We start from the raw sequence: 26,554 nt of genomic DNA on the forward strand, positions 1-26,554 counted from the left end.
TGCGTGATGGAAAATAAAAATGATGAAATGAAACAACAAGAAAAATTGGAAAGATGAGTATATAAGGTAAATAAAAAGCTCATCTGGGGGTGAGCTTTCAATAAAGTGGAAACTTTTATATCAAGCTTGATTTAATTGCCGTCTTGCGTGTTTTAAAGCTGTTCTTATGCCTTCTTCTAGGGTTGGATGATAGAAGTGTCGTCAAAACAGATCATTTTGATCTTATTATCAGTTGGGCGGGTTGAAATACAGAATTAAATTCAGCATGTTTATAAGTTTGCTAAGATGGAATGATGGCTAAGCTTTTCAGCCTGGTATATTCTGTGTTGTATTTATGCTTATTATGCAACCACAAGTACTCAAATCATCGTTGAACAATGAATAGTACAATTAAAAAATGGATGACCATGGATAGAGATACACCGCTTCATATTTCTTTAACGGCTACAAATAGTCATCAGATTAGAATTCCAGCTGGGCAAGGAAGTTTTTCGATTGGTCGAATCGGTATGGACAGGAAAAAGTTTGATGTCCTTGTTGATGAAGATGCAGAAATTGATTGGAATAGTTTCAACAGCTTCTATACACCTCATGGTCAACAAAATGCCCATCTATATCCCTATGGGAATTGGCCGAGATTTTTTTATTATTGGGGTAATGATATTGGTTTTGTTGAATGGTCAAAGAAAAGAGCAATCGAAGATTTCTTTTGGCAACCCTCCAGGTCACTATGTGTTGATTTAAATGGAGCTCAAATTCATAATTTTTCCGTAAAAAGCAATGAAGAGCCAATAAAATTGATTTTAGATCAGAAGAATGTCGAAAATACTCTTGGTCTACATTCACTTCATCTCTCTGGGGAAATTGAGCTTTTTGAAATAATCATGACACAAGAAATTCCTCACATTCGAATAGAACCCAATACAGAGAAAGATCAAACAGCATCTACTTACCATCTGCCAATTATTCCAGATTTTGAAAAAATTGTCTCACTTGATTTGATTGTTAAACCTTTAGGTCCGGCTCTAGATTGTGAAAGCCTGTTACAGTTTCCTCATTTAAAAAATCTGAACTTAACAGGGAATATAACCAATACAGCCAGTTTAAAACAGCTACACCAACTTGAACGTATCGGAGTACGTTATGCAGCAGATTTGGAGGGATTTCCTGCTTTGGGTACGTGGGAAAATTTAATCTCTTTTATCGGATGGAATATTGATGGAAAAACAGGGAAAAGGTTAAATGCTGAATTAAAACAATTGGCTAAAGTAAAACAATTAGAATATTCTTCAGTCTCCAAATTACGAAGTTTAATTTGGTTTACATCAGAATATGGTATCCCCTTTGAAAACTGGGAAACTAAGAATGCCAAGATCGCGACAAAAGCATATAAAGCTGCTTTAAAAGAAATCATTAAAGCGAAAACAGAGTCAGAAGTAAAACTTTACATTGATCAATTCATAGCGCAGATCAATACACTACCCAACATAGAAACATCAGAAAGAGAAGATACTGGAATCGCTGTTCAGCAACTTGTTGAAGCGTCGAAATTTGATATAGATCAACAAAAAGTAAATGCTTGGTTTGATGAGATTCGAGATTTTTAGATACTTGATTCTAAAAAAAACGGCAAGAGTACCTGCCGTTTTTGTGATTGGTATAGGGTAATGGATTAGAAGTTGTATTCCATACCGAGACCAACAACAGTTTTTTTCTTCTCTGGTGTTGAAGTTGCAGTCCAATCACGCTTTTGTTGACCGACTACACCGTAGAAACGCGCTTGTTTGTTGATGTTGTAATCTGCACCAATACCATATAGGTCTTGTTTACGATCATCACGACCATCTAGTTCAGTTGTCGCAGAAATATATTCAGCTTTCAATTTAATTGGCGTAGATGGAATTACATAAGCAGCAGTGATGCCGTATGCATTTTCTTTTAAGCCTTTAAAAGAGGTAACTGTTGTGCCAGAGGTTGTTGAAACTGTGTCATCTGTAGGTTTAGCTGTTTGCCACAATGCGCCAAGTACTAAACCGTCGATACCTGCTGGTTTCAAGTCGATAGAACCTGTCACACGAATTGCATCAGAATAAATTGTATTGCTACCTAATTCTGAGTTATATGCATTATATTTAGAGGCTACACCAAAGTTACCTGCAACTGCAGCTGCTAAACCGTAATCTTTGTTGTCATAAGTCAATGATGTTGAAATGCCATCACCAAAGCCATCACGACTGCCTTTTTGACCTTTTGCCGAGTTGTTTAACGCAGAAGATTCTTCACCTTGTTGGAACATGATGTTAAATGCTAAACCAGCCAATAATTTCTTATCAGTTTCAAAACCAATCACGTTCTTTAAACGATCTTCACCGACTAGAACTGCAGTCATATCGAGTTCATTGTGATCGTTAAAAATATCCTGGTTGTTTCCTGCAGCATTTTTAAAGTATGAATCAAACTGACCCACTTTTAATGTTGCGATACCATCTGATTTGATCCCCACGAAACGGTTACGGTTACTGAATGCATCACCGTCACCATCAGCACTGATTTGCCATTCTGCTAAGTATACAGCAGATAATTTATCAGTTAATTTTTCTTCGCCTTTTACACCAATACGAGAAGCATTCGAATTTACTTTGGTTACGCTTTCGTCTTTAAAACCATTATTATCGATTTGATCTAAAGTTACGTTGAACTTACCATACAATGTTGGCGCTGCTTGAGCTGCGCTGATGCTAAGGGTGGCGATTGCTGCAGCGAGTAGCACTTTTTTCATTGAGATTTCTCCAAAACATGTTCAATGCGAGTTTGCTGTTACTTTTTTTTACTCAGTAAGTATTGTTTCGAACACGACTTACTAACTTGCATGCAGTATCTGTAAACTTTGTTACATATAAGTGAAGAATAAATGACAATTTGATGACGTAAACTGAATATTGATGTAATTTTTCCAAAAAAAATGAGGCAGTAAATGCCTCATTTATAAAGAATAATCTTTTACAAGAGTGCGGACTTAATTTTTTCAGCCAACGCTTTAATTTTTTCTTGATCGCCCATCTGTACAGCATGACGACCTAATTCGTGTACGGAGCTTGGAATAAGATGAAAGTGTACGTGTGGTACAGTTTGCCCAGCTGATGCGCCAGAGAGCTGCATCAAGACAATACCTTTCGCATCTAGTGCTTTTTCAATAGCTTGAGCAATTTTCTGAACAATTTTAATTGTATAGGCAGCTGCTTCTGGTTCTAAATCCAATAATGTAATGGCTTTAGTTTTTGGAATCACTAAAGTGTGACCATCTGCTTGTGGCATAATATCCATAAATGCAAGCACATGATCATCTTCATAAACTTTTAGTGCTGGAAGTTCGCCACGTAAGATTCGAGCAAAAATATTCTGATCATCATAAGCCATATTCACTTCCTTAAATGTATGAATGTCATTATTTACAATTCAATTCTTTCTGACGTTCCTTGATAGAGTCAAGTTTTTGTTGCTCTTTTTCAGTAAATTTAGGCTTACTTGTATAACAATTGTCATTATTATATTTTGCCTTCGCTTCAGGATCTTTAAAGCAGAAACCTTTTGATGCATAGATTACGTTGTAGTCATCCTGCAATTTTTTGCATTCTTGTGCATTATCCGCGAAAGCTTGCGTACCCACAAAAATGGATAAAGCCGAAAGTGTTGCAATAATAAAAGATTTATTCATGAGTTTGCCTCAAAATTGACATATTCGTGTGTCACTTGATTAGATTATAGGGGCTGCTTGTGATTATTCAATGACGAAAAATTAATCTAATGTAATTTTGCTCCACGATTCATACATTTTTACCGCGGTTGAGAAGTCGCTGTCTGGGAGGGCAATGCTGTTTGCTGCCTGGATTAGACTTTGTGTGAGTCCAAGAATAGGCGTAGAGAGTTTTGCCTCTCGCACTAAATCAATGGCAATTCCTGTATCTTTTGCCAATAAAGGAAGTCCAAAGGTCAGCGGAAAACTTCTGTTGAGAATACGTTGTGGTAGGATCGATTCAGTCACACCACTTTTACCGCTTGAAGCATTAATGCAATCTAATGCCTCATGCAAATTCACGCCATGTGCTTTGAGTGTCGTGAATCCTTCCGCAGCTGCACACAAATGAACGGCCATCATCATGTTGTTGACTGCTTTTACCGCAAATCCAGCGCCAGAATCACCGACATGTTTAATCAGTTTACCCATCGCCTGCATTGCAGGTAAAGCAGCTTGAAATGCATTCGCTGATCCGCCCACCATAAACGTGAGTGTGGCATTTTCAGCACCAATGGTTTGTCCGCTTACAGGGGCATCCAAAAAATCAATATTTAGCTGTTTGAGTTGTGTTGCCTGTAGACGGGCTGCATCAGGCACACCGCTGGTACAGTCTACCCAAATCGCGCCTGATTTGATTTTTAGTCCTTGGATTAAATCATCAACATCCTGACTGGTGGGTAAACATGAAAAAATTATATCAGCCTGAGCTGCCTGTTCTAATGTTACCGCTTGGGTGCCGAACTCAGTTGCATGTTGTCTGGCTTTTTCAAAATTTCGATTCCATACATAAACAGTATCAAAATGTTGAGGTAAATGCGCTGCCATGCGATAGCCCATAGCACCTAAACCGATGAATGCAACTGTAGTCTTCATAACTGTCTCTTAACTTTTAGTCGATCGTTGTTCTAACCATTTGGATAATGTCGGCCAAAATTCTTCTGCACTTTTTTGACTGGACATCAGTCCTAAATGTCCTCCAGGAATTAGAGTAAACGTGACATCACTGCTATTTGTCAATGCGATTAAAGGCTTAACCGCATCGGCAGTGACCATTTGATCACTTTTCCCGGCACCAACCATTAAAGAACAATTAATATTTTTAAGTTCTATTTTATGCCGACTGAGTTGTATGGCGCCATGTTTGAGTGGATTTTGAAGCCATACATTAAACAGCATGTCTTGATTTACACCTCCGGGATAATCCACCATATGATTGAGAAAGTTTCCAAGTGTGGCATGTTCATGTAAAAGCGCTCGATCATCTAAATTGAGTAATAATTGTTTGTGACCTTCATACCAGCCTTTGGGGTCAAGAACTTTAAATCCGATAGCATTGAGCAAACCTGGAGTATGAATCAGTTTTCTGGGTAAGCCACCTTTATAAAGTGTATCTTTAAGTTTTTGGTTTTTGATGATCAGATTATTGATGCGTTGATACAGTTTTCCGATTCCACCAGATGCATAACTGTCAATAGGGCTGGCAAGTACAATAAGATTTTTCACATAATTAGGTTGCTGTAATGCACTGTACAGTAAGACAAAAATTCCAGCCATACTCCACCCATGCAGTGATATCTGATCACTCTGTGAATGCTCTCGAATCTTATCAATACACAAAGGCATAGACTCATCGATAAAGTAAAGAAAGTTTAAATCACGATCTTGATAGCTTAATTTTCCCCAATCCAATAAATAAACATCAAAGCCTTGTTCTGTAAAATATTTAATCAATGAGCGATACGGATAAAGGTCATAAATCGCCATATTAATTGACAGTGGTGCGGTAAAAACCAAAGGTTCTTTAAACTTTTTTTCTGGCGCAGCATAGTAACGTACTTTGGTTTGATGATGCTCTGCAATGACTTCATAAGGGGTACGTTGAGATAAAACCAGTGACTTGCCATTGAAGATCCGTGTCGTTAAATTTTTTAGCTTGGCTTTCCTTACTTGGAACTTGGCTGATACTTGGGTCATAAGCGATGTTTGTCTCATTTTTATACAGATTTATGCGAAGTGTATGTGATAATTTGCGATTTTACCTTGACCTTAAATACATAGGACGCTCAAAATGTTGGCAATATTTTACAAAGGCAGTTTTAGGACTGAGCAGTTGAAATGAGCCAGAACGACGACATTGAATATCAACTTGACACCTTAGCGATTCGTACAGGTCATACACGCAGTTTTGAAGGAGAGCACGGAGAACCAATTTTCCTGACTTCATCATTCGTTTATGAAAATGCAGCTGAAGCGGCAGCAAAATTCTCAGGTGCTGAGCCAGGAAATATTTATTCACGTTTTACCAATCCGACGGTTACGATGTTTGAAAAGCGTTTAGCCGCACTCGAAGGTGGTGAACGTGCTGTGGCAACAAGTTCAGGTATGGCAGCAATTATGGCTGTCGCGATGTCTTTCTTGAAAGCTGGCGATCATGTGATCTGTTCACGTGCTGTTTTTGGTTCAACAGTTGCGTTATTTGAAAAGTATGTTGCCAAATTTAATGTTGCCGTGACTTTTGTTGATTTAACAGATCTAAGTGCATGGCAAGCAGCCGTTCGTCCTGAAACCAAATTACTTTTTGTTGAATCACCATCCAATCCATTGGCAGAAGTGGCTGATATTCAAGCCTTATCTGATTTAGCACATGCAAATGACGCTTTGTTGGCAATTGACAACAGTTTCTGCACACCGATCTTGCAACGTCCATTACAGTTTGGTGCGGACCTCGTGATTTATTCAGCAACTAAATATTTGGACGGGCAAGGTCGAGCATTGGGTGGCGCTGTCGTGGGTAATCACAAACTTCTTGAAGAAGTTTTTGGTTATGTGCGAACTACAGGACCATCTATGAGTCCTTTCAATGCTTGGGTATTTTTAAAAGGTTTGGAAACACTGAGATTGCGTATGAAAGCGCACTCTGAAAGTGCACAGATCATCGCTGAATGGTTGGTTAAACATCCGAAAGTTGAGAAAGTTTATTTTGCGGGATTGCCAGAGCATAGTGGTCATGAATTGGCGGCGAAACAGCAAACTGGCTTTGGTGGGATTGTCTCATTTGAAGTGAAAGGTGAGCGAGAAGGGGCATGGAAAGTCATCGATCATACACAATTCATTTCAATTACAGGCAACTTAGGGGACGCCAAGTCAACCATAACTCATCCTGCCACAACGACACATGGTAAACTTTCGCCTGAAGCAAAAGCTGCAGCGGGTATTCGTGAAGGTTTAATCCGTTTATCTGTTGGTTTAGAAGACGTCAATGATATCATTCGTGACCTTTCTCACGGATTAGATTTAATTTAAGATAAGCTAATTTGTAAATATAGCCTTAGATTCATTTTGTGAACTTACAACCAAGCATTCACGACAGAAAATTAGGTAAAAATTAATTTGTAGACTTTGTTCGGAGTACCTTATGAACATTAATATGTTGATGCAACAAGCACAGCGCATGCAAAAAGACATGGAAAGCAATGTCAAGAAAGCAAAAGAAAAACTGGCTCAAACTGAAGTTCAAGCAGAAGCTGGTGGTGGTTTAGTCAAAGTAACCATGACCTGCCGTAATGTGGTTAAACGTATCGAAATCAGCCCGGATTTATTACAGGACGATCCGGAAATGATTGAGGATCTGATTGCTGCTGCAATGAATGATGCCGCACGTCAAGCTGAGAGCATTTCAGAAGCAACCATGAAAGAAGCCAATTCAGGAATGGGGCTACCTCCTGGTCTTTCAGGTTTGTTCTAAGGAATCTTAGGTGTTTAGTGAACGTTTTGATCAGCTTGTACAAGCATTACGGATATTGCCCAGTGTTGGACCAAAATCGGCTCAACGCATGGCATTGCATCTGATTATGAAAAACAAAGAAGGTGCGATTGGTTTAGCACATGCGTTAAATGAAGCAACTTCTTTTATTCATGAATGTAGTATTTGCCACTCTCTGACAGAAAATGAAGTCTGTGATATTTGTTGTTCAAACGATCGAGATGATCAACTGCTTTGTGTAGTTGAATCTCCTGCTGATGTTATGGCAATAGAGCAAAGCGGAAGCTTTCGTGGAAAATATCATGTACTGGGTGGTCATTTGTCACCTTTAGATGGAATTGGTCCTGAAGAAATTGGTATACCTTACTTGGTGCAACGTTTAAGTGATGGCAAAATTACTGAAGTGATTTTGGCAACCAATGCAACTGTAGAAGGTCAAGCGACAGCACATTATCTTGTAGAAGCAACCAAACATCTTTCTTTACAGATGACAAGAATTGCTCAGGGAGTTCCACAAGGTGGTGAACTGGAATATGTTGATAGCCATACACTGAGTCAAGCAGTACATAATCGGATGAAGATGAAATAATACTTTTTTTGTCTTCATCAAATAACGGGTTTGTTTATTTTCACTCATTTTATGCAGAATGTGTGGTGTTTAAAAGATAGGCAAACTCGATTTTATTTAAAATTATTTACATAACTTCGAGAAAAATGAGGTAAACTCCCTTGGATAGAACGGTCAGTCTATGATTCATTATTTTTTCTAAAGGATCAATTCATTAAGTTCTAAAACCTATATATAAAATGGATATTTTAAAAATAATTTTATTGAAAAATAAGATATTTATCTCAAATTAGTTTAAAAATATTATATTTAAATTTTATATATTAAGGTAAAATCATATTTCATTTGAATGTAACATTTTGACTTAAGCTGACATGTTCCAATTTATTAATCAACAGACTGAACTTGAATCTGTGTTGAATTTAATGCAACACACATCAATCTATGGTCTAGACACTGAATTTATCAAGGTTGATACATTTTGGCCTAAACTCGGTGTATTTCAAATCAATGTCAATGGTCAAGTGTTTTTACTCGATGGTACCACGCTAAATTTAGATCAGTTTTGGCATCGACTATTTCAAGCACAGCAAAATATTTTTCATGCCTGTGGTGAAGATATTGATTTAATCTATCATTATGCGGATAAAAAAAATCTTGAAAATGTGTTCGATACCCAAGTAGCGTTGTCATTTCTAGGGCATGGCTTACAGGTCAGTTATCAAAATGCTTTGAAACTGATTTTAGATATTGATATTGATAAAGATCAGACGCGTTCAGATTGGTTGGCCCGCCCTTTAACAAGTGAGCAGATGAATTATGCTGCAAACGATGTTCTCTACATTATGAGTCTGGCTGAAAAAGTTAAAGCTCAGTTAAAACAGAAGAACTTATACCAACAAGTATTGGAAGATTGCCAAAATCTGACCTTAGAAATTGCTTCAGAAACGCCAAAAGAAAAGTTATACAGTGATATTGGCAACTATCGCCACTCGCGAAAACAATTGATGCAATTACAACAGTTGTGTGTATGGCGTGAAGAAATGGTCAAGGCGCTGAATCAACCCCGTAGTTTCATTCTTAAAAATGCAACAATGATTGATTTGGTTGAAGTCAATCCTAAGAATAATTTTCAATTATCCAATGTAAAGGGCATTCGTCCGAATATCGTTCGTGAACATGGTAAAACTATTTTAGACCTATTGAAATTCTTACCTGAGATGGATGAATGGCCATTACGAATTGCACGACCAATCAAACATTCCTCGCAAGGCATCACGGTTGAAGTTGATGAGTTAATTTCACAAATTTCATTGGATATGCAAGTCCCTAAAGAAGTACTCATGCGTAAAAAGTGGTTGAATGCTTTGTATCATCATGTGGTGTTTCAAGGCAAAGAACAAGATTTACCGCGCTATTTACTAGGCTGGCGCTACGAGCATTTGACGCAACCGCTGATTCAGTTACTACATGCAGATATTCATTATTTAAGTATGCAAATGAAAGTGAATGAATGACTTGAAGTGTTGTTTAAAGATCAGTTTGCATGGTTTTTTAACAACATCTGTTAAAGTGGCGTCACGATATGCGATGCTTTATTTTTGCTCAAAGATTTCAAAAATGGTCATAAATAACGACTGATACGTTAAATTTCGATAATGTATCTCTCGTTTTTTTCATGTATGCTGTCACATAAGTTTTATAGAAGCTGTTGTTTAAAATGCATTGTGATATTTATAAATCGAGCAAAAAAGACGAAATGTATCTTTATGTGGCTCGTCCTAATCATCCAGACCATGACCAAAGCGCAGATCCTCTAGATGTTTTATCTGAACCTGTACGTATTGCTTTTGGTCGTGCAACACATGTCATGCACCTTGAACTTAACGAATCAAGAAAATTAGCCCGAGTCAATGTTCTGCATGTGATTGATTCGTTGACTACAAAAGGCTTCTTTATTCAAATGCCGCCAGAAGGTTTAATTAATCCTAATGCGGTTGAACCAGAGGGATTACGCGGTGCTTGATCAGTTATCAGGAATATGGACAAGTTTTTTAGATCTATTGGATTCGATCCCAGAAGATAATATTGCGATTTCTGTCTATATTCTTGGGACGCTCTTGATTTTATGGTGTTGGTATTCAATTTCAAAACGACTGCCATCACCGCTTGGTGGGATTACATGGATTATCGTATTTGCAGTTCTTGCAACACCCACCATTTCTGAAGGACCAAACTCAGCAATTGCGCCTGCAATATTTGGATTGCTATTTGGTATTTTAACAAAAGATTCTGCTTTGATCTGGTCCAACATTGCCTTAATTGCATTCGTGATGGGCCTGGGATTGATCATCGGATTTTTTTGGTCGAAATACAAAACCAATAAAAATACGCAAGCCAATGCTGTAGCTAAAAATATTTCACCACTTTAAATAAAAAATAAAGGTAATGTATGTCTGTTGATGCTCAACAATTCACTGGTACTGCACAGTATATCGCAACTGATAGTTTAAAATTAGCTGTAAAGGCTGCCCGTGCACTTCAAAAACCCCTTCTGGTTAAAGGTGAACCTGGAACAGGTAAGACTTTACTGGCAGAACAGGTTGCTGAAAGCTTAGGGCTTAAGCTGATTACATGGCACATTAAATCGACAACAAAAGCTCAACAAGGTTTGTATGAGTATGATGCTGTATCACGTTTGCGTGACAGTCAGTTGGGTGATGATCGTGTCTATGACATCAAAAACTATATTAAGCCCGGAAAGTTATGGGACGCATTTACCAGTGAATCACGTTGTGTATTGTTGATTGATGAAATTGACAAGGCAGACATCGAGTTTCCAAATGACTTGTTGCATGAACTGGACAAAATGTCTTTTTTTGTTTATGAAACAGGGGAAACCGTTACAGCTACTCAGCGTCCTATCGTGATTATCACTTCAAATAATGAAAAAGAACTGCCGGATGCGTTTTTGCGTCGTTGTTTCTTTCATTATATTGAGTTTCCGGATGAAGCCACCATGCGTGAAATCATTGCGGTACATTTTCCAAATATTTCTGGAACTTTGGTTTCAGAAGCGCTGCAAGTGTTTTTTAAATTGCGTCAGGTCCCTGGCTTAAAAAAACCACCATCAACCTCGGAATTGATTGATTGGTTGAGCTTGCTTATGGCAGATGATATGCCAGAAGATGTGTTGCGTAATCATGATAAAGCTAAGGCAATTCCACCGTTATATGGCGCATTGATCAAGAATGAGCAGGATGTCCAGTTGCTTGAACGCCTAGCCTTTATGTCGCGACGTTAACGAGGAGATCGCCATATGTTTGTGCGATTGTTTTATACCCTCAGAAAATATGGTGTACCCGTATCTACCCGTGAATTGATTGATCTCAACCAAGCGGTGAGTGAGGGCTTGGTATTTGCGGATCAAGATGATTTCTATCAATTGGTGAAAACTGTCATGGTCAAAGATGAACGATTCTTTGATAAATATGACCGCGCCATGAAAGATTATTTTGAAGGTATTCATACCTTTGATATGGATGATTTACTCAATAAAGTTCAAAAGCTACCCAAGGACTGGTTTGATTTAGAACTACTTGAAAAACATCTTACTCCTGAGCAACGTGCTGAATTAATGAAAGCCGGTTCGCTTGAAGAATTGATGAAAATGTTGGAAGAACGTTTACGTGAACAACATAAAAAGCATCAAGGTGGGAATCGCATGATTGGCACAGGAGGTACTTCTCCATTTGGTGCTTATGGCGACCATCCGGAAGGGGTACGAATTGGTGGACCAAGCCGCAAAAATTCGGCAGTAAAAGTATGGGAACAGCGTAAATATCAAAATTTGGATGATGAGCAAATTTTGGGTACACGGCAAATGCAAATGGCTTTGCGTCGGTTGCGTAAGTTTGCACGTCAAGGCGCTGCTGAAGAATTAGATATCAATAGCACCATCTATGAAACTGCGAAGCAGGGTATTTTAGATGTACAAATGGTGCCTGAACGGCGTAATCGGATTAAAGTTCTGATGCTCTTTGATGTGGGCGGTTCGATGGACGCTCATATTGCCCAGTGTGAAAAACTCTTCAGTGCTGCAAAAACAGAATTTAAAACTTTAGAATATTTTTATTTTCATAATTGTTTATATGATTATGTTTGGAAAGACAATCATCGCCGTTCTTCTACACGAATGAATACCTGGGATTTGTTTAATACTTATGGTAAAGACTATCGTGTTATTGTCGTCGGTGATGCCAGTATGGCACCCTATGAATTAAAATCAGTGGGTGGTTCTGTTGAGTATATGAATGATGAAGCAGGTGATGTATGGTTGCGCCGCTTACGTCAGCATTTTGAAAAAACAGCGTGGCTTAATCCAGAGGAACAAAACTACTGGCATTACACGCAAACCATTGCGTTGATTAAGCAGATATTTGAGGACCATATGTTTCCAATGACTTTAAAAGGCATTGAAGATATGACTAAATATTTGTCACGCTAAACGTTGAGTCGAAAATATTGCAGAATTGTCAATAGACCGATTAATTCAACGGCTTATATTTTAATGAGGGATAGATATGGATCATCAAATTAATGGTATTGCACTGCCGAATGAACAAGGATTCTTTGGAGAGTATGGTGGTCAATTTATTCCACCACATTTAAAAGCAGCAATGGACGAAATTAATATTGCCTATGAAGAAATTCGTCAAACTGCTGAATTTCAGAACGAGTTGGCAGATTTATTTGCCAATTATGTTGGTCGCCCAAGCCCTTTATTTTATGCAAAACGTCTTTCTGAGCAATTGGGGGGCGCACAAATTTATTTAAAGCGTGAAGATTTGAATCACACTGGTGCACATAAAATTAACCATTGTTTAGGTGAGGCTTTGCTTGCCAAGTATATGGGCAAAACCAAAGTAATTGCAGAAACCGGTGCGGGTCAGCATGGTGTGGCTTTAGCGACCGCTTGTGCATTGGTGGGAATTCCATGTGAAATTCATATGGGACAAGTCGATATTGAAAAAGAGCACCCAAATGTCGTTAAAATGAAAATTTTAGGCGCTAAATTGGTTTCAGTAACACAAGGCACTGCAACATTGAAGGATGCGGTAGATAGCGCATTTGATGAGTACTTAAAAGATCCTAAAAACTTTATTTATGCCATCGGTTCTGTTGTTGGTCCACACCCATTTCCAAAAATGGTACGTGATTTTCAGTCAATAATCGGCAATGAGATTAAAGTTCAGGCACAAGATCGTTTTGGTGCCCAACCTGATTATGTGGTTGCCTGTGTTGGTGGCGGTTCAAACGCAATTGGCGCATTTACAGCATTTTTAAATGATGCAGATGTTCAGTTGGTTGGGGTAGAGCCGGCGGGACATGGTTTGGATACTCAACAGCATTCAGCAACATTGACATTAGGTAAACCGAGTCAAATTCATGGTATGGCTTGTTATGTACTTGAAGATGAGCGGGGTGAGCCTTTGCCTGTCCATTCGATTGCTTCTGGTTTGGATTATCCCGGTGTTGGACCACAACATAGCTTTTTGAAAGATTTGGGACGTGTGGAATATTCAACGGCCACTGATCAGGAATGTTTAGATGCTTTTATGATGTTGTCTCGTGTAGAAGGCATTGTGCCTGCATTGGAAAGTTCACATGCTGTGGCTTGGGCAATTCGTGAAGCACCGAAATTATCCAAGGAAGCTAAAATTGTAGTCAATCTTTCTGGACGTGGTGATAAAGATGCAGACTACGTTGCAGGAAAGCTAAATCTTAATTGATTTAAAACCAAACACTCTAAAACCTGGCTTTGGCCGGGTTTTTTATTTATCTGTTATCATAATGAAATTATTGGAATTAATGAGAGGAAAGGGGGGAAGCAATAAAATCAGTTTAAATTGTTTGATATTTAAATGATATCAGATGTTCTATTTTTAATAAAAATCATTGAAGCATTGCCGCTTAATTTTATAACATTGTTGAGTCATTACATTGGAAATCAGAAACCGTAAATATATAAATTATAATTTATGGCAGCAGGAGCATATTGCTCAAGTCATGCCTATTTCAAATTTAACAGAAAAAATATCCTTAAAAAATTGTTTAGGCAGAAAGCTTGCAGTAGATATTTTTGCGAATTCAGCATATCCGGCTGTAGCATTATCAGCAATTTCTGGGAAATTTTTGAATATCCAAGATGATATTATTACTGTAGAGCAGTATAAAGAAATCGAAACCATACATTTCCTCCAGGATTTAATGAACGGTAAAAATCCATTTATAATTAAAGAGGCAAAACCATACCTGTCCGGTATAGCGCCATATATGAAAATAGGCGGTATAGCAAATACGGTGATATCTTTAGAACAATATTTACCCTGGTTTAGAGCGGCTTATCTTAGTCCTGAAAAAGGAGATGTGCTGGCTGATATAAAAAAAGGAACCGGCATTGTCAATATTGGGGCTGACTATCTAGAGAAGGATTTGATTTTAAAAAAAGATGATATTATTACCAATGCCAAAAAAGCCTTATTAAGACAGGCGGGTGTAAGTGAAATAGAGGTTTATAAAAAGTTAAGATTTGCAGTGCTTTGCGTAGATTATGATCTTGAAAATTTGAATAAAAATTTTGAAATGGAATATATTCAGGATTGCATGCAGAGCTGGGGTTTTGATTTTGAAGTGATTAAAATAAAACCATTCAAAAATGTCCCGCCAAATACAGAAACTACTGATGACAGCATTGCGACTGGTTTTGAAACTTATTTAAACAATATTCATCAGCTTACCCAAAACTATGATTATATTGTTGCATGCGGTTTAGCAGATGATCTTTTTTTCAAACAATTGGGTTTGTTTAGATCTTTAAATGAATTAACAAGACTATATTCTCAAGGTGAGTATAATCAAAAAATCCAAACGACTGGCAATCATTTCAGATTATTTTCAGGCGCTTTACGAAGCGATGTGTGCCGAGAAGATGTGAGGTTCTGTAATGAACAAGGGCGTTTGATTGTCCAAAGAACGATGACTTATGAAGATAAAGCCTTGATGGGTTATATCTCAGGTTACATCCTTGATATCATTGTAAATATGCATTTATTGGTAAAGCCCACTATATTACAGCGGATGTATCGAAAACCTGTTCTCCCTGAATGGAAAATAGGGATTTTAAGCCATGATTATAGTCTTGTTATTGACCAAGAGTACAAATACACATTTTTATGGGCTTATGTATCACCTACGACTTATGATGAAAGACATAGAATTGTGACCAAAGAAATTCCAGAAATTAAAATAATCACTGTCGAAAATGAACGTCCTGATATGTTGAATTTCTTTAAAGAATGTAATTGTTTTATTCCAGTACCAAATGAAGAGCAGCAATTAAGCGCAGGTGATTATTTTTATTATCTAGAAATTTAGAAAATGATTGAAGTATTCACCCTAAGGTAAAATTGTTAATCATATAGCCCTCTATGAGTAGCAGGGCTATATCTTTTTACTTAGCCAGAAATATATTGTTGTAACTGTTCAATCAATTTTCTTTGATCTTCCATTGTGGCCTTAACAAGATCTCCAATAGATACAAAACCAACTAATTTTTCTGCTTCAATAACCGGTAAGTGACGTAAATGACCATCAGTCATTAAACCTAAACATTGTTCGACTGTATGACTGCGTGTGACTGAAATAACTTTGGAAGTCATGATTTCAGCAACGGTTGTATGATCTGAGGTACGCTGCATCAGTGCGATTTTACGGGTGTAGTCGCGCTCAGAAAGGATGCCGACAACTTTTGTATCTTCTGTGACCACGACAGCCCCAATACCTTTATTTGCCATAAGCGTAATGGCTTCTAATACGGTGGCAGAGGGTGAAATCGTGTAAATTTCATGACCAATTTTATCTTGAATGACCTGTGCTACTGTCGTCATAATTATTCTTCCTTTTCTTTGGTGCTGATCAATCTGCACATCTTTAAATTAACTGTATTTTTTAACTTTGCAAATACTCTACAGTCACAAAATATAAAGTTTATTTTTTACAACATTTTGAAAACATAAAAATATCGTAATGGTCCCCTAAGCGGTTTGAAATTGCGCGGTATTGTGAAAAAAGAAATGATCCATTTGAGAGGTTGAAAGTTTGAACTTCCGAGATGAAGAGTTAAATAATGCAGGCATGATATTCAAACGGGTAAGCGTGGGTAGTAAAGATTCTCGGAAGTCTTTTGGTGTTATTTTACGCGGTGTGTAGTGAGGCCAATGAATCTTGGCGTATTGGTGTGCTTGAACGGCATTCAGCCAGAATGGGAAATAGACTTCTTCTGAAGCTGATTTCATTGCCCAGCCATCATGATAAAGTCCCCAAAGCACGCCACAATACATCAGTGATTTTAGAATAGAAATTTTAATAAACAATTCGTTCGATATAGGTTGGAGGTGAGTATACTTCTTCATAGTCGATAGTCTGTTTATGTACCAGGGTTATTGTAATAGAAATACATTCAAGAACTGTGAGTGCTTTATGCTGAATCGTAAGCATTTATTAAAACAATAAAAAATGTATCAAATGCGTAATTATTTATTAATAGAATAAAAACAGGACATTAAAAAACGCCACCTAGGTGACGTTTGCTTATGCTTGCATCGTGGCCATCTTTTGCCAGTACTGCGCTTTTAAAGAATCACGTTCTACGCGGAAACCTTGGTAGTAAAGTTCTGCAAGAAACATTGCTGCTTTACCATGTCCAGCTTTTGCTGCATCTTCTAGTGCTTTTACTGCTTCTACAAAGTTCATTTCACATTGAATTGTATTTACAGCATCTGCATAAACATGTTCTAAGTCTTGATGAGAGATTTGGTGAATCATAGATAACTCCTTATTGTAATTATGATCTTTTAACATAGCTCCCCATCGGAGCTTATACTTAACTAATCTAACTTAACTTTATTAAACTAATATTACAGTTTGCGTAACTTGTCAAGTATTTTGAAATCTACACTTGACGAAAATAAGATTACATGATTAAACATTAAACAGAAATAATATTTATTAAAATCAATATGAGAATTAAGACAAAGGGAGAGCAAAAATGACAAACACGATAGATGGCTTTACTTTTGATGTACCCGCTGCTGAGTCTCAGATTGTTGAATTAGCTCAGTATCATCGTCGGCAGTTGGATGAAGCAATTTATCATCAAGAAATTCATCTTGGTGATTATTGTTTGGCTCAACGCAAACGTGTCTACGATTATACCAGAAATTTAGACCCAGTGCAAAAAAAGAACTTTTACCATGTTTATGATGGGGAATTAAGGCGTCTTGCTGATGATGACGATTTGCATCCTGCGCATGCTGAAGGTGGAGTAAGTATTTTTGCTGTATGCATAGCTTTAGCAATTATTGCAATCATTCTATATTTTGCATTTTTACGTGCAACCATTGCTTGATGGATGTAGCTTGGCATCATTCAAACTTTATCGGATTTAATCTGAAGCCCTTTTCTAAAGACGAGGGCTTTTGTGTATATAATCCATGCAATAATTAAGCGGGGAAAGTTCAATGAGCATGTGCTGGGATTCCCGGATGCTACTCTCAATCCAAGCATCAGCAACTATCGCTGCAGTCTTGTTCAGGTGTCGTTCAGAAAGCGCTATATTTTTATATTCATAATGATAAACTATCTGTAATTAGAGGTAGTTCATGCAAAAAATCAAAGATTATTTTCAAAAATTATGCTATTCATTTCCTGTGGAAAAAATCTTGAATTCTTTTGTTGTTGTGATCATCACACTGATGATTGTACTGGCAACATTGGCTCTGTTGCGTCCAATCAGTCCGGAACAATATCAATATGTTATTCAATATTCACAACAAGCAGCGTATCCTCAAACCCAAAATATAGCCAATCAATTACGACATCAGGATCAAATCTGTGTTGCTGATTATCTGCGGTTATTGCGAGCCTATCACTTTGAAAATCAACGTGTCAGAGAATATCCTGCGGTAGATATTACCGATCCTGAATAATATTCAAATGTTATTTTGAAGATTGTTCTTGAGGACGGATGGTTTTTTTAATGATTAATGCTGGGATATCAGGCATCGGATCTGTCACTGATTTTTGCGTTTGATTGGGTTGGTTTTGATTATTCTCACCTAGATCTTCTGTTAGCATCTGTTTGAGTTCCTGTTGATCGAGTGTAGGTGCGACAATGACCAGCGTAAGTCGATCTGCACGAAGGTGCTTTTGAATGGCTGCTTGAACCTGTTTGACTGTAATCTGACTCAGTTGTTTTTGATACTGGGCTAAATAATCAGCGGGCAGTTGATAAAATCCAATCGATGCAATTTGCGCATTAATATTTGCATTTGAACTAAAGGTCATGGGGAAAGAACGTAACATTCCTTCTTTGGTTTCTTCGAGTTGCTTCTTTAGCACAGGTTTTTTGACAAAATCACGTAATGCTTGATGTGCAACTTGAATACTGTCCATCAACTGATTTTGTTCAGTTGCATAATTCACACTGAAAAAGCCTTGTGCCAATGTGGTGGCCAATGTGCTATATGCGCCGTAGGTATAGCCGCGCTTGACCCGAAGTTCTTTCATAAGCACTGAATTAAAGCCACTGCCACCAAACATTTGATTGGCAACTTCTAAAGCCACGCGGTCGGGATCACTGCGTTTTATACCCAGATGCCCCATCATGACATTGGCTTGGGTAGAATTAAATGGAATGTAATGGAGATTAAAATCACTTTGCTCTTGTGGTTCAGGCAGTGCTGCAGCTGCTTCACCTTGAGTAATATTTTGGCTCATCGTATTGGCAAGTCGAGTAGCTTCAGCAGCACTAAGATTACCCGTAATGGCAATATTCATATTTTGGGCAACCAATAATTTCTGTCTAAACAAGCGTAGTAACTCAGGAGTAATTTTTTTTAAACTGCCATTGGTCCCAACAGTAGGTTCCGCATAAGGATGTTGTCCATATAATGCGCGATAAAAACGGATGTTCATCATCCTGCTTGGGTTTTCTTGAATTTGTTTTTGACCAACTTTGGTATTGTTGAGGACAAGATTCAGACCAGATGGATTAAACTGAGCATGATTGAGTACATGTAGCATCATATTGACTGCTGGATTTAATTTTTCCGGGTCTGACAGTACGCGTAATCTTACAACAAACATGTCTCGATATGCGGTCACATTAAACTGAGCGCCCAATCCCTCGAAAGTGGATGCAATCTCTTTTGCTGAAAATTGATCTGTACCCTCCGTAATGAGTTTTGCTGCCATATTTGCCATACCGAATAGACCTTGCCCAAGGGCCTGGTCTTGTGAAGAACCTGCATTAAAAGTGAGCTGAATATCTACAATAGGGAGGTCGGTTGTCGATACAAATAAGGTCCTTACTTTTTGGATGTTGTCTAGATCTTGTACAAAGGGAGTCTGATACTGTTGCTGCTTATCTAAATTTTTTAAACTCTGTAAGCTTGAACTGGCTTTTAATACTGTGTCATCTAAGACATTCTCGCTTTCATCATGATTGTCGATTTCGACTTCGGCGTGATTGACGCTTGAATAGAGCAAGGTGATGAAGATGAGTAATGGTGTTGTGAATGGATAAATAGAGAATGATCTGAGATTCATGCTGTGTCCTTATTTATTCTTTTGAATCTTCGGGTAATAAATACAAACTACTGAGATTGTCTTTGACAAAGTAAATATTGGCGATACGTTGTAAATCTTGCGGTGTCACTTTGTCATAGTGTTTAGGTAACTCATCCATCAAACGAAAACTTAAGCCGTTTACTTCTAAATTACCAATCATGTTGGCTTGTCCAGCAATATCATCTTGGCTATAGATCAAGTTGGAAACAAAGTTATTTTTCACTCGATCAAGTTCGGTTTGATTGACCAAGTCTGTTTTAAATAAGTTCATTTCTTTTTCAATTGCTTTCTGTGCTTCCTGGAGTGATACACCATCGCTCGGTATGGCTGAAATCATAAATAAACTGTCCCCTCGATTATAGGGGTCATAACTGACACTGATGGCGGTGAGTGCTTTTTTATCGCGAATCAAACGATCTTGTAACCGCGCTGAAATTCCTCCATCGAGTAGTGATTGAATGATCGTCAGCGCATAAGCATCCTGTGGGTTTTTCGCTGTGGCAATGGATTTAACATTCCATGCCATAAATAGATTAGGGACGTGTACAGGGAGGTGCACTTCCATGTGTCGATAACCCATACGATCAAATTCCAGCACATCATTACGATCAGGAAGTTCTTTTTTGGGGATTGCTGCAAAGTATTTTTCGACCTGTTTCAATGCCTGTTCTGCATTGACATCTCCTACAATGACGAGTGTTGCATTATTGGGCGTATACCAAGTTTGATACCAATGTTTGAGATCATCCAGACGAATATTTTGCAGATTCTTCATAAATCCAATCACAGGCTGTCGATGATGGCTGGTTGGATAGGCAATCCATTTAAAACGTTCAAAGGCAAGATTGCGTGGATTATCGTCTGTTCTTTGTCGTCTTTCCTCCATAACGACTTTGATTTCAGGATCAAAATCCTGTTGTCTCAATACCAAATTGGTCATTCGATCTGCTTCAAGTTCTAGAGCTAAAGGAAAGTATTTTTTGGGATAAAGCTGATAGTAATTGGTGTAGTTGGTATAAGTTGCGGCATTTGTACGCCCGCCATAAATACGACTCAATCGTGCGAACTCATCATCAGGTACTTTCTTGGTTCCTTTAAACATCATATGTTCAAGGACATGTGAAATACCTAAAACATTGCCGGATTCATCACTACTGCCAACGCCGTACCAAATCTGGGTCATAACAATAGGGGCGCGGTGATCTTCGCGAATAATGACTTTTAGACCATTCTTAAGTGTGGTTTCAAAAGTTGTACGTGCAAGTTGGCTTTCTGGTGCTGAATGAAGCTGAGTATTAAAAGTATAGGTGGATAAGAATAATAAAGGCGCAATAATAACTTTGGAGTGTTGCATAAGTTGTAAGAATTTAGATTTCAAAATATACACAGATGACCTAAAAAAATTATTCTAAATTTATAACTATTCTCAAAAAATGAACCATTTAAAGCAAGCCGATAATGTTGCATTTTGGTTCGCTTGTTTTATCGCTGCTTTAACGCTAAAAATGTTTCAATTTATGCTAAACTCATTGTTTTTAACGCTATGCTTTTCAAGGAATCGGCATGCAAGAACAGCAAAATAAATTCTTGATTGATGCGGATATCGGGGATGACGATGTCACATTACCTAGTTTACCAGCCGTCAATGTGCCTATTATTGAAAATAATAAAGTAGAAACACCGAAAACGGAATCTACTCAAGCCGATAGTCAAGAACAACAGATTGAGACGACTGAAGAAAAAACCAAAGGCGGTTTTTTCAGTCGTATGAAAGAAGGTTTGTCTAAATCGCGTAAAAGCTTCGCTGATGGGATGGTTAACATTCTGATTGGCGGGAAAGAGATTGATGATGAATTGCTTGAAGAAGTTGAAGAACAGCTTTTAGTCGCTGATATTGGTGTTGAAGCGACAAAGACCATTATTGCGAATTTAACCGAGCGTACTGAACGTGGAGATTTGATCTATTCGCATTCACTGTATAAAGCTTTGCAAGAAGAGTTGGTCACATTACTTGCACCACGTGTAAAACCGTTACATATCGACCCAAATAAAAATCCATTTGTGATTTTAGTGGTAGGGGTAAACGGTGTTGGTAAAACTACCACTATTGGCAAGTTGGCAAAACGTTTGCAGGGTGAGGGTAAAAAGGTCATGCTTGCAGCAGGTGATACATTCCGTGCAGCAGCAACCGAACAACTTCAGATCTGGGGTGAACGTAATAATATTGCTGTTGTTGCTCAAGGTCATGGTGCCGATAGCGCTTCTGTGATTTTTGATGCTTTTGAAAGTGCGCGTGCCAAGGGTGTGGATGTTCTTATCGCAGATACGGCTGGGCGTTTGCACAACAAAAGTAACTTGATGTCAGAGCTTACCAAAGTAAAACGCGTGATGCAGAAAATTGATGCCACAGCACCACACGAGGTGATGCTGGTTGTAGACGCGGGTACTGGGCAAAACGCCATTAACCAAGTTGAAATGTTTGATGAAGCTGTAGGTCTTACAGGTTTAACGATCACTAAATTGGATGGTACTGCAAAAGGTGGGGTGTTATTTAATATTGCCAGCCGCACACATGTACCAATCCGTTTTATTGGTGTTGGTGAAAAAATTGATGACCTGCGTCCATTCTCTGCTAAATCATTTGTTGCTGCACTTTTTGAAACGGATAAATAATCTTAAACGTTATTAAGCGCCAAAAAACTCCGCCAAATGCGGAGTTTTTTATTTTCAATATCTTTTACAAAATAAAAGATATTGAAAATGCTCGGCTCAGTATAAATAGCTTTATCCATACCTGCAATTTATAGCTCGGTTGAATCAGGAGTAACTCTAGAGCTTGGTATGGTTCCATCAATGATAATCAGATCAATTGCTGTTCCAACTGAATTTAGCACCAAATGTATTTTGGAAGAGGGCTAAGCTCCGCATTTTGATTGTTTTAACAAGCACAAAACCATCATCGTTGTAATTTTTTAAATTCCGGCAGTGAGCATCAACTGAGAGAGGAGGATACTGATGATAAAAGTAAAGTATTGCCGTAAATGGTTTTTAAATTAATTGAGATAACGCACAAATGTAGCTAGGTCAAAGAGAATTCTGGTAATCCCTAATCTTGTTTTTGAATGCTAATAAATGTTGCTATTTTCAATATTGTTCTAAATATAGAACACATTGTTATGTATTTATGCATGGAAACAGTCAAAATCATGCAATAAACTCTGTCTATGTTAAAGAAAACTGCATATAGCGCCAAAGAAGGATTATCATCATGTCATTTTTAAATCAAATCAAACATCGTCGTACAATTTATGCATTGGGTAAAGATATCAGCTTAGACCAAGCAAAAGTTGAAGAAATCATCAAAGATGCAGTAAAACATAGTCCATCTGCATTTAACTCACAATCTTCTCGTGCAGTCATTTTATTTGGTGATTCACACGTAAAATTTTGGACCATAGTTTTAGAAACTTTACGTAAAATTGTTCCTGCTGAAGCATTTGAAGGCACAGCAGGTAAAATTAACAGCTTCATTGCTGGCGCAGGTTCAGTACTATTTTACGAAGATTTAAGCGTAGTAAAAGGATTGCAAGAGCAGTTCCCACTTTATGCGGATAATTTCCCAGTTTGGGCTGAGCATTCGACTGCAATTGCCCAGTTTGCAACTTGGACGGCTTTGTCTGAAGCGGGTATTGGTGCATCTTTACAGCACTACAACCCAATCGTTGATGAAGAAGTTGCAGAAACATTTGAAATTCCTGCTGATTGGAAACTTCGTGCACAATTGGTATTTGGTTCAATTGAAGCGCCTGCTGGTGAAAAAGCATTTATTGAAGATGCTGCGCGTTTCAAAACATTTAATTGAGGTTAAACGAGATCGAATCCATGTTGGATGAATGTTGCGTAGATTCAGATCCGGCTTAATCCCATCCAACCTGCTTAAGGGACCAATCTTAAGCAGGTTTTTATTTCCTCGATTTTTAAAACAATAAAGTCAATCATAAAGCTCATTCAATTAATTTTAATCATTGCTTAGCATGCAATCGATCATGTTTTAGGTCTAAATACTGAACTATCAATCAAAGTCAGAATATTTCGAACAATTCTTTACATAGAATTTTTACTTTGCTTTATCGACATTGGGCTTTATTCGTGGCTTAATCTTTGCTCAAGCAAAAAAAGTGTATTTAAAAATGAGTAAATTAGCGTAGATTCAGCACTTTGGTCTAATTTAGACATTTTAAAAACTTTATACACTGTAAATAGCCATTCAAATTGATGATATTGTCGGATTTCTGATCGTTATTTTTTAAGTTAATGTATGTATTTATTTTAATTAAAATGATCACTATTTAGGAATGTGATAATACTATTCAGTATGGTTTAAATCGGTATACTAGAAACTCTTGTTATAAAAAGTAGCAATATCAGGAAAGACAATGACTGCACGTATTCAAAAAGGCAAGTTAGCGATTGCTAAAGAACTTTACGATTTCATCGAAAATGAAGCACTACCAGGTTCTGGTTTGGACAGTGAAACATACTGGAAAAACTTTGAGCAAGTTGTTGTCGATCTTAGCCCAAAGAATAAGGCGCTTTTAGCAAAGCGTGACGAGATTCAGGCTAAAATTGATGAATGGCACCGCAACAATAAATTTGAACTTGAAGCTTATAAAGCTTTCCTAAAAGAAATTGGCTACTTATTACCAGAAGTAGAAGATTTCCAAATCAGCACAGAAAATGTAGATGAAGAAATCGCATTATTGGCTGGTGCACAGTTGGTTGTACCTGTGCGTAATGCACGTTACTGCCTAAATGCAGCAAATGCACGTTGGGGATCTCTATACGATGCACTTTACGGTTTTGACGTTATCTCTGAAGAGGGTGGCGCAGAAAAAGGTAAAGGCTATAATCCTGTACGTGGCGACAAAGTTATTGCTTTTGCAAAGAACTTCTTAAATGAAACATTCCCGCTTGCAAATGGCTCACATGCAGATGCAACTCGATATGCAGTTGAAGATAAAAAATTAGTGGTCACCCTAAAAGATGGTTCAACCACCACTTTAGTAAAAGAAGCTCAATTTGTCGGTTTCAATGGTGAAGAAGCTGCACCGGTTGAAATCGTCCTGCTTAATAATGGTTTACATGTCATTATTGAAATTGATGCAAATAGTCCGATTGGTAAAACGGATGCGGCTGGTGTTAAAGATCTTGTATTGGAAGCTGCTGTAACAACGATTCAGGATTTGGAAGATTCGATTGCTGCTGTAGATGCGGAAGAAAAAGTTGAAGGCTACCGTAACTGGTTAGGCTTGATGAAGGGTACGCTTGAAGAGTCTATCGAGAAAAATGGTAAAACCGTTACTCGTAAATTAAACAAGGACCGTAGCCATAAGAACCTAATCGGTGGCGAAACTACCCTCCATGGTCGTTCATTGATGTTGCTTCGTAATGTAGGTCATCTAATGACCAATCCGGCAATCCTTGTGGATGGTGCTGAAATTTACGAAGGAATTATGGATGCTTTGATCACGCCATTGCTTTCTTTTGCAGACATTAAAGGTCAAAACGAAAACAAGAACTCTCGTAAAGGTTCTATGTATATTGTTAAACCAAAAATGCATGGTCCAGAAGAAGTTGCTTTCGCTGTTGAATTATTTGAACGCGCTGAACAAGCATTGGGTTTACCTGCAAAAACCTTGAAAATCGGAATTATGGATGAGGAACGCCGTACATCTGTAAACCTGAAAAACTGTATCGCTCAAGCAAAAGACCGTACGATTTTCATTAATACAGGCTTTATGGACCGTACAGGTGATGAAATCCATACATTCATGGAAGCAGGACCATTTGTTCGTAAAGGTGAAGTAAAATCGCAAATTTGGTTCCCGGCATATGAAAACCGTAACGTGATGGTCGGTCTTCAAGCTGGTTTACGTGGCAAAGCACAAATTGGTAAAGGCATGTGGCCAAAACCAGATATGCTTTTAGACATGTACAAAACCAAGATCGAGCATCCTGAAGCTGGCGCAAGCTGTGCTTGGGTTCCTTCTCCATCGGGTGCAGTGATTCATGCGATTCATTATCATCAGTGCAATGTTTCAGCGCGTCAGCAAGAGTTATTGAAGACTGAAGCTTTGCCATTAGATGATTTGCTTACTCCTCCGTTGGCGACTGATACAAACTGGTCTGAAGAAGAGAAAACCAAAGAGCTTGAAAACAATCTTCAAGGTATTTTGGGTTATGTTGTACGTTGGGTCGACTTGGGTGTAGGCTGTTCTAAAGTACCAGATATCAATAATGTTGGTTTGATGGAAGATCGCGCAACTTTACGTATTTCATCTCAACATGTTGCTAACTGGTTACGTCATGGCATCGTTACTCAACAGCAAGTTGAAGAAGTTATGCAGCGTATGGCAAAAATTGTGGATGAGCAAAATGCCAACGATCCGGAATATACCAACATGGCACCAAGCTTTGATGGTTATGCCTATAAAGCTGCTTACGATTTAGTCTTCAAAGGCGGTGAGCAACCTTCAGGTTATACTGAACCATTATTGCACGCATACCGTTTGAAATTAAAAGGTTATACAGGTGATTAATTTTACACTGTAGATTTTAATTTAAACATAAAGCCTCTTCGGAGGCTTTATTGCTTTTAAAGGGTCAAAAAAGACAGTTTAAAGACCAGAAAATTTGTTTTAGCTGAAAGCCAACAACACGAAAACTCTGCTACAAT

26 protein-coding genes and 1 pseudogene are annotated in these 26,554 nt (G+C 37.9%); 16 read left to right on the top strand and 11 right to left on the bottom strand.

Going from position 1 to position 26,554, the window contains the following annotated elements:
- Positions 1 to 120: 120 nt before the first annotated feature.
- Positions 121 to 216: pseudogene (locus IMO47_RS19795) on the bottom strand (hypothetical protein); the annotation flags it as partial.
- Between the two features lie 161 nt (positions 217 to 377).
- Between IMO47_RS19795 and IMO47_RS17020 the strand changes: the two are divergent.
- On the top strand, positions 378 to 1,607 hold the full coding sequence (locus IMO47_RS17020) for a hypothetical protein (protein WP_227552397.1): 1,230 nt from the start codon (positions 378 to 380) through the stop codon (positions 1,605 to 1,607).
- Positions 1,608 to 1,672: 65 nt separating this feature from the next.
- On the opposite strand, the gene IMO47_RS17025 is transcribed toward IMO47_RS17020, so the two are convergent.
- The 5 genes from IMO47_RS17025 to IMO47_RS17045 all read right to left on the bottom strand — a co-directional run bounded on the left by IMO47_RS17025 (position 1,673) and on the right by IMO47_RS17045 (position 5,770).
- Positions 1,673 to 2,779, bottom strand: a complete 1,107-nt coding sequence (locus IMO47_RS17025) for a porin (RefSeq protein WP_196077036.1) — start codon at positions 2,777 to 2,779, stop codon at positions 1,673 to 1,675.
- Between the two features lie 221 nt (positions 2,780 to 3,000).
- On the bottom strand, positions 3,001 to 3,417 hold the full coding sequence (locus tag IMO47_RS17030) for an HIT family protein (protein WP_196077037.1): 417 nt from the start codon (positions 3,415 to 3,417) through the stop codon (positions 3,001 to 3,003).
- Positions 3,418 to 3,445: 28 nt separating this feature from the next.
- Positions 3,446 to 3,715, bottom strand: a complete 270-nt coding sequence (locus tag IMO47_RS17035; RefSeq protein WP_196077038.1) for a YARHG domain-containing protein — start codon at positions 3,713 to 3,715, stop codon at positions 3,446 to 3,448.
- 81 nt (positions 3,716 to 3,796) lie between these two features.
- Complete coding sequence (locus IMO47_RS17040) at positions 3,797 to 4,669, bottom strand: NAD(P)-dependent oxidoreductase (RefSeq protein ID WP_196077039.1); 873 nt, start codon at positions 4,667 to 4,669, stop codon at positions 3,797 to 3,799.
- Between the two features lie 9 nt (positions 4,670 to 4,678).
- The gene (locus IMO47_RS17045; protein WP_196077040.1) at positions 4,679 to 5,770 is read right to left on the bottom strand and encodes an alpha/beta fold hydrolase; all 1,092 of its coding nucleotides are present in this window, start codon (positions 5,768 to 5,770) and stop codon (positions 4,679 to 4,681) included.
- Positions 5,771 to 5,911: 141 nt separating this feature from the next.
- Here IMO47_RS17045 and IMO47_RS17050 point away from each other — a divergent pair, with 141 nt between their 5' ends.
- From IMO47_RS17050 to IMO47_RS17095, 10 genes are all read left to right on the top strand, one after another.
- Positions 5,912 to 7,099 carry an O-succinylhomoserine sulfhydrylase gene (locus tag IMO47_RS17050; protein WP_196077041.1) on the top strand — a complete coding sequence of 396 codons (1,188 nt, stop codon included), beginning with the start codon at positions 5,912 to 5,914 and terminating at the stop codon, positions 7,097 to 7,099.
- A 112-nt stretch (positions 7,100 to 7,211) separates the two neighbouring features.
- A complete protein-coding gene (locus tag IMO47_RS17055) occupies positions 7,212 to 7,541 on the top strand; it encodes a YbaB/EbfC family nucleoid-associated protein (protein ID WP_196077042.1) in 330 nt (109 codons plus the stop codon).
- 10 nt (positions 7,542 to 7,551) lie between these two features.
- Positions 7,552 to 8,148, top strand: coding sequence for a recombination mediator RecR (gene recR / locus IMO47_RS17060; protein WP_196077043.1), 597 nt, complete (start codon positions 7,552 to 7,554; stop codon positions 8,146 to 8,148).
- Between the two features lie 353 nt (positions 8,149 to 8,501).
- Positions 8,502 to 9,644 (top strand): HRDC domain-containing protein, encoded by a 1,143-nt coding sequence (locus IMO47_RS17065; RefSeq protein ID WP_196074958.1) that lies wholly within the window; start codon positions 8,502 to 8,504, stop codon positions 9,642 to 9,644.
- Between the two features lie 203 nt (positions 9,645 to 9,847).
- Entirely contained in the window at positions 9,848 to 10,153 is a 306-nt protein-coding gene (locus tag IMO47_RS17070) for a YcgL domain-containing protein (protein ID WP_196074959.1), read from the top strand.
- Entirely contained in the window at positions 10,146 to 10,559 is a 414-nt protein-coding gene (locus tag IMO47_RS17075) for a hypothetical protein (RefSeq protein WP_004830388.1), read from the top strand. Before IMO47_RS17070 ends, IMO47_RS17075 begins: the two co-directional genes overlap by 8 nt.
- Positions 10,560 to 10,579: 20 nt before the next feature.
- The gene (locus tag IMO47_RS17080) at positions 10,580 to 11,431 is read left to right on the top strand and encodes a MoxR family ATPase (protein WP_196074961.1); all 852 of its coding nucleotides are present in this window, start codon (positions 10,580 to 10,582) and stop codon (positions 11,429 to 11,431) included.
- Between the two features lie 15 nt (positions 11,432 to 11,446).
- Entirely contained in the window at positions 11,447 to 12,634 is a 1,188-nt protein-coding gene (locus IMO47_RS17085; protein WP_196074962.1) for a VWA domain-containing protein, read from the top strand.
- Between the two features lie 76 nt (positions 12,635 to 12,710).
- Positions 12,711 to 13,919, top strand: coding sequence for a tryptophan synthase subunit beta (gene trpB, locus IMO47_RS17090; protein ID WP_196074963.1), 1,209 nt, complete (start codon positions 12,711 to 12,713; stop codon positions 13,917 to 13,919).
- Between the two features lie 211 nt (positions 13,920 to 14,130).
- Entirely contained in the window at positions 14,131 to 15,564 is a 1,434-nt protein-coding gene (locus tag IMO47_RS17095; protein WP_196074964.1) for a MoeA protein, read from the top strand.
- An 80-nt stretch (positions 15,565 to 15,644) separates the two neighbouring features.
- Here the strand turns inward: IMO47_RS17095 and IMO47_RS17100 are convergent, their stop codons facing one another.
- The 3 genes from IMO47_RS17100 to IMO47_RS17110 form a co-directional block, all read right to left on the bottom strand.
- Positions 15,645 to 16,076: a CBS domain-containing protein gene (locus IMO47_RS17100; protein ID WP_004830393.1), complete on the bottom strand. Its 432-nt coding sequence runs from the start codon at positions 16,074 to 16,076 to the stop codon at positions 15,645 to 15,647.
- 147 nt (positions 16,077 to 16,223) lie between these two features.
- On the bottom strand, positions 16,224 to 16,601 hold the full coding sequence (locus IMO47_RS17105; RefSeq protein ID WP_196074965.1) for a DUF2750 domain-containing protein: 378 nt from the start codon (positions 16,599 to 16,601) through the stop codon (positions 16,224 to 16,226).
- A gap of 178 nt (positions 16,602 to 16,779) precedes the next feature.
- Entirely contained in the window at positions 16,780 to 17,013 is a 234-nt protein-coding gene (locus tag IMO47_RS17110; RefSeq protein WP_004719607.1) for a hypothetical protein, read from the bottom strand.
- A 223-nt stretch (positions 17,014 to 17,236) separates the two neighbouring features.
- On the opposite strand from IMO47_RS17110, the gene IMO47_RS17115 reads away from it, so the two are divergent.
- A complete protein-coding gene (locus tag IMO47_RS17115; protein WP_196074966.1) occupies positions 17,237 to 17,596 on the top strand; it encodes a hypothetical protein in 360 nt (119 codons plus the stop codon).
- A 253-nt stretch (positions 17,597 to 17,849) separates the two neighbouring features.
- Positions 17,850 to 18,176, top strand: a complete 327-nt coding sequence (locus tag IMO47_RS17120) for a hypothetical protein (protein ID WP_196074967.1) — start codon at positions 17,850 to 17,852, stop codon at positions 18,174 to 18,176.
- Between the two features lie 10 nt (positions 18,177 to 18,186).
- Here IMO47_RS17120 and IMO47_RS17125 read toward each other — a convergent pair whose 3' ends face one another.
- Together IMO47_RS17125 and IMO47_RS17130 are read right to left on the bottom strand one after the other, a co-directional pair.
- Positions 18,187 to 19,797 (bottom strand): pitrilysin family protein, encoded by a 1,611-nt coding sequence (locus IMO47_RS17125; RefSeq protein ID WP_196074968.1) that lies wholly within the window; start codon positions 19,795 to 19,797, stop codon positions 18,187 to 18,189.
- A 13-nt stretch (positions 19,798 to 19,810) separates the two neighbouring features.
- Positions 19,811 to 21,172, bottom strand: coding sequence for a pitrilysin family protein (locus IMO47_RS17130; protein ID WP_196074974.1), 1,362 nt, complete (start codon positions 21,170 to 21,172; stop codon positions 19,811 to 19,813).
- 209 nt (positions 21,173 to 21,381) lie between these two features.
- Between IMO47_RS17130 and ftsY the strand changes: the two genes are divergently transcribed.
- From ftsY to IMO47_RS17145, 3 genes are all read left to right on the top strand, one after another.
- On the top strand, positions 21,382 to 22,491 hold the full coding sequence (gene ftsY / locus IMO47_RS17135; protein WP_196074969.1) for a signal recognition particle-docking protein FtsY: 1,110 nt from the start codon (positions 21,382 to 21,384) through the stop codon (positions 22,489 to 22,491).
- 592 nt (positions 22,492 to 23,083) lie between these two features.
- Entirely contained in the window at positions 23,084 to 23,680 is a 597-nt protein-coding gene (locus tag IMO47_RS17140; RefSeq protein ID WP_196074975.1) for a nitroreductase family protein, read from the top strand.
- A gap of 574 nt (positions 23,681 to 24,254) precedes the next feature.
- On the top strand, positions 24,255 to 26,417 hold the full coding sequence (locus tag IMO47_RS17145; protein WP_196074970.1) for a malate synthase G: 2,163 nt from the start codon (positions 24,255 to 24,257) through the stop codon (positions 26,415 to 26,417).
- Positions 26,418 to 26,554: the final 137 nt, after the last annotated feature.

Source organism: Acinetobacter sp. Res13-Abat-PEC15-P4-01, assembly GCF_015676285.1.
GTDB lineage: Bacteria > Pseudomonadota > Gammaproteobacteria > Pseudomonadales > Moraxellaceae > Acinetobacter > Acinetobacter nematophilus.

Bases quoted from the DNA above. Each gene is read 5' to 3' on its own strand.
- IMO47_RS17020 (WP_227552397.1), top strand. From the start codon at position 378: ATGAATAGTACAATTAAAAAATGGATGACCATGGATAGAGATACACCG.
- IMO47_RS17025 (WP_196077036.1), bottom strand. From the start codon at position 2,779: ATGAAAAAAGTGCTACTCGCTGCAGCAATCGCCACCCTTAGCATCAGC.
- IMO47_RS17030 (WP_196077037.1), bottom strand. From the start codon at position 3,417: ATGGCTTATGATGATCAGAATATTTTTGCTCGAATCTTACGTGGCGAA.
- IMO47_RS17035 (WP_196077038.1), bottom strand. From the start codon at position 3,715: ATGAATAAATCTTTTATTATTGCAACACTTTCGGCTTTATCCATTTTT.
- IMO47_RS17040 (WP_196077039.1), bottom strand. From the start codon at position 4,669: ATGAAGACTACAGTTGCATTCATCGGTTTAGGTGCTATGGGCTATCGC.
- IMO47_RS17045 (WP_196077040.1), bottom strand. From the start codon at position 5,770: ATGACCCAAGTATCAGCCAAGTTCCAAGTAAGGAAAGCCAAGCTAAAA.
- IMO47_RS17050 (WP_196077041.1), top strand. From the start codon at position 5,912: ATGAGCCAGAACGACGACATTGAATATCAACTTGACACCTTAGCGATT.
- IMO47_RS17055 (WP_196077042.1), top strand. From the start codon at position 7,212: ATGAACATTAATATGTTGATGCAACAAGCACAGCGCATGCAAAAAGAC.
- IMO47_RS17065 (WP_196074958.1), top strand. From the start codon at position 8,502: ATGTTCCAATTTATTAATCAACAGACTGAACTTGAATCTGTGTTGAAT.
- IMO47_RS17070 (WP_196074959.1), top strand. From the start codon at position 9,848: ATGCATTGTGATATTTATAAATCGAGCAAAAAAGACGAAATGTATCTT.
- IMO47_RS17080 (WP_196074961.1), top strand. From the start codon at position 10,580: ATGTCTGTTGATGCTCAACAATTCACTGGTACTGCACAGTATATCGCA.
- IMO47_RS17085 (WP_196074962.1), top strand. From the start codon at position 11,447: ATGTTTGTGCGATTGTTTTATACCCTCAGAAAATATGGTGTACCCGTA.
- trpB (WP_196074963.1), top strand. From the start codon at position 12,711: ATGGATCATCAAATTAATGGTATTGCACTGCCGAATGAACAAGGATTC.
- IMO47_RS17100 (WP_004830393.1), bottom strand. From the start codon at position 16,076: ATGACGACAGTAGCACAGGTCATTCAAGATAAAATTGGTCATGAAATT.
- IMO47_RS17105 (WP_196074965.1), bottom strand. From the start codon at position 16,601: ATGAAGAAGTATACTCACCTCCAACCTATATCGAACGAATTGTTTATT.
- IMO47_RS17110 (WP_004719607.1), bottom strand. From the start codon at position 17,013: ATGATTCACCAAATCTCTCATCAAGACTTAGAACATGTTTATGCAGAT.
- IMO47_RS17115 (WP_196074966.1), top strand. From the start codon at position 17,237: ATGACAAACACGATAGATGGCTTTACTTTTGATGTACCCGCTGCTGAG.
- IMO47_RS17120 (WP_196074967.1), top strand. From the start codon at position 17,850: ATGCAAAAAATCAAAGATTATTTTCAAAAATTATGCTATTCATTTCCT.
- IMO47_RS17125 (WP_196074968.1), bottom strand. From the start codon at position 19,797: ATGAATCTCAGATCATTCTCTATTTATCCATTCACAACACCATTACTC.
- IMO47_RS17130 (WP_196074974.1), bottom strand. From the start codon at position 21,172: ATGCAACACTCCAAAGTTATTATTGCGCCTTTATTATTCTTATCCACC.
- ftsY (WP_196074969.1), top strand. From the start codon at position 21,382: ATGCAAGAACAGCAAAATAAATTCTTGATTGATGCGGATATCGGGGAT.
- IMO47_RS17145 (WP_196074970.1), top strand. From the start codon at position 24,255: ATGACTGCACGTATTCAAAAAGGCAAGTTAGCGATTGCTAAAGAACTT.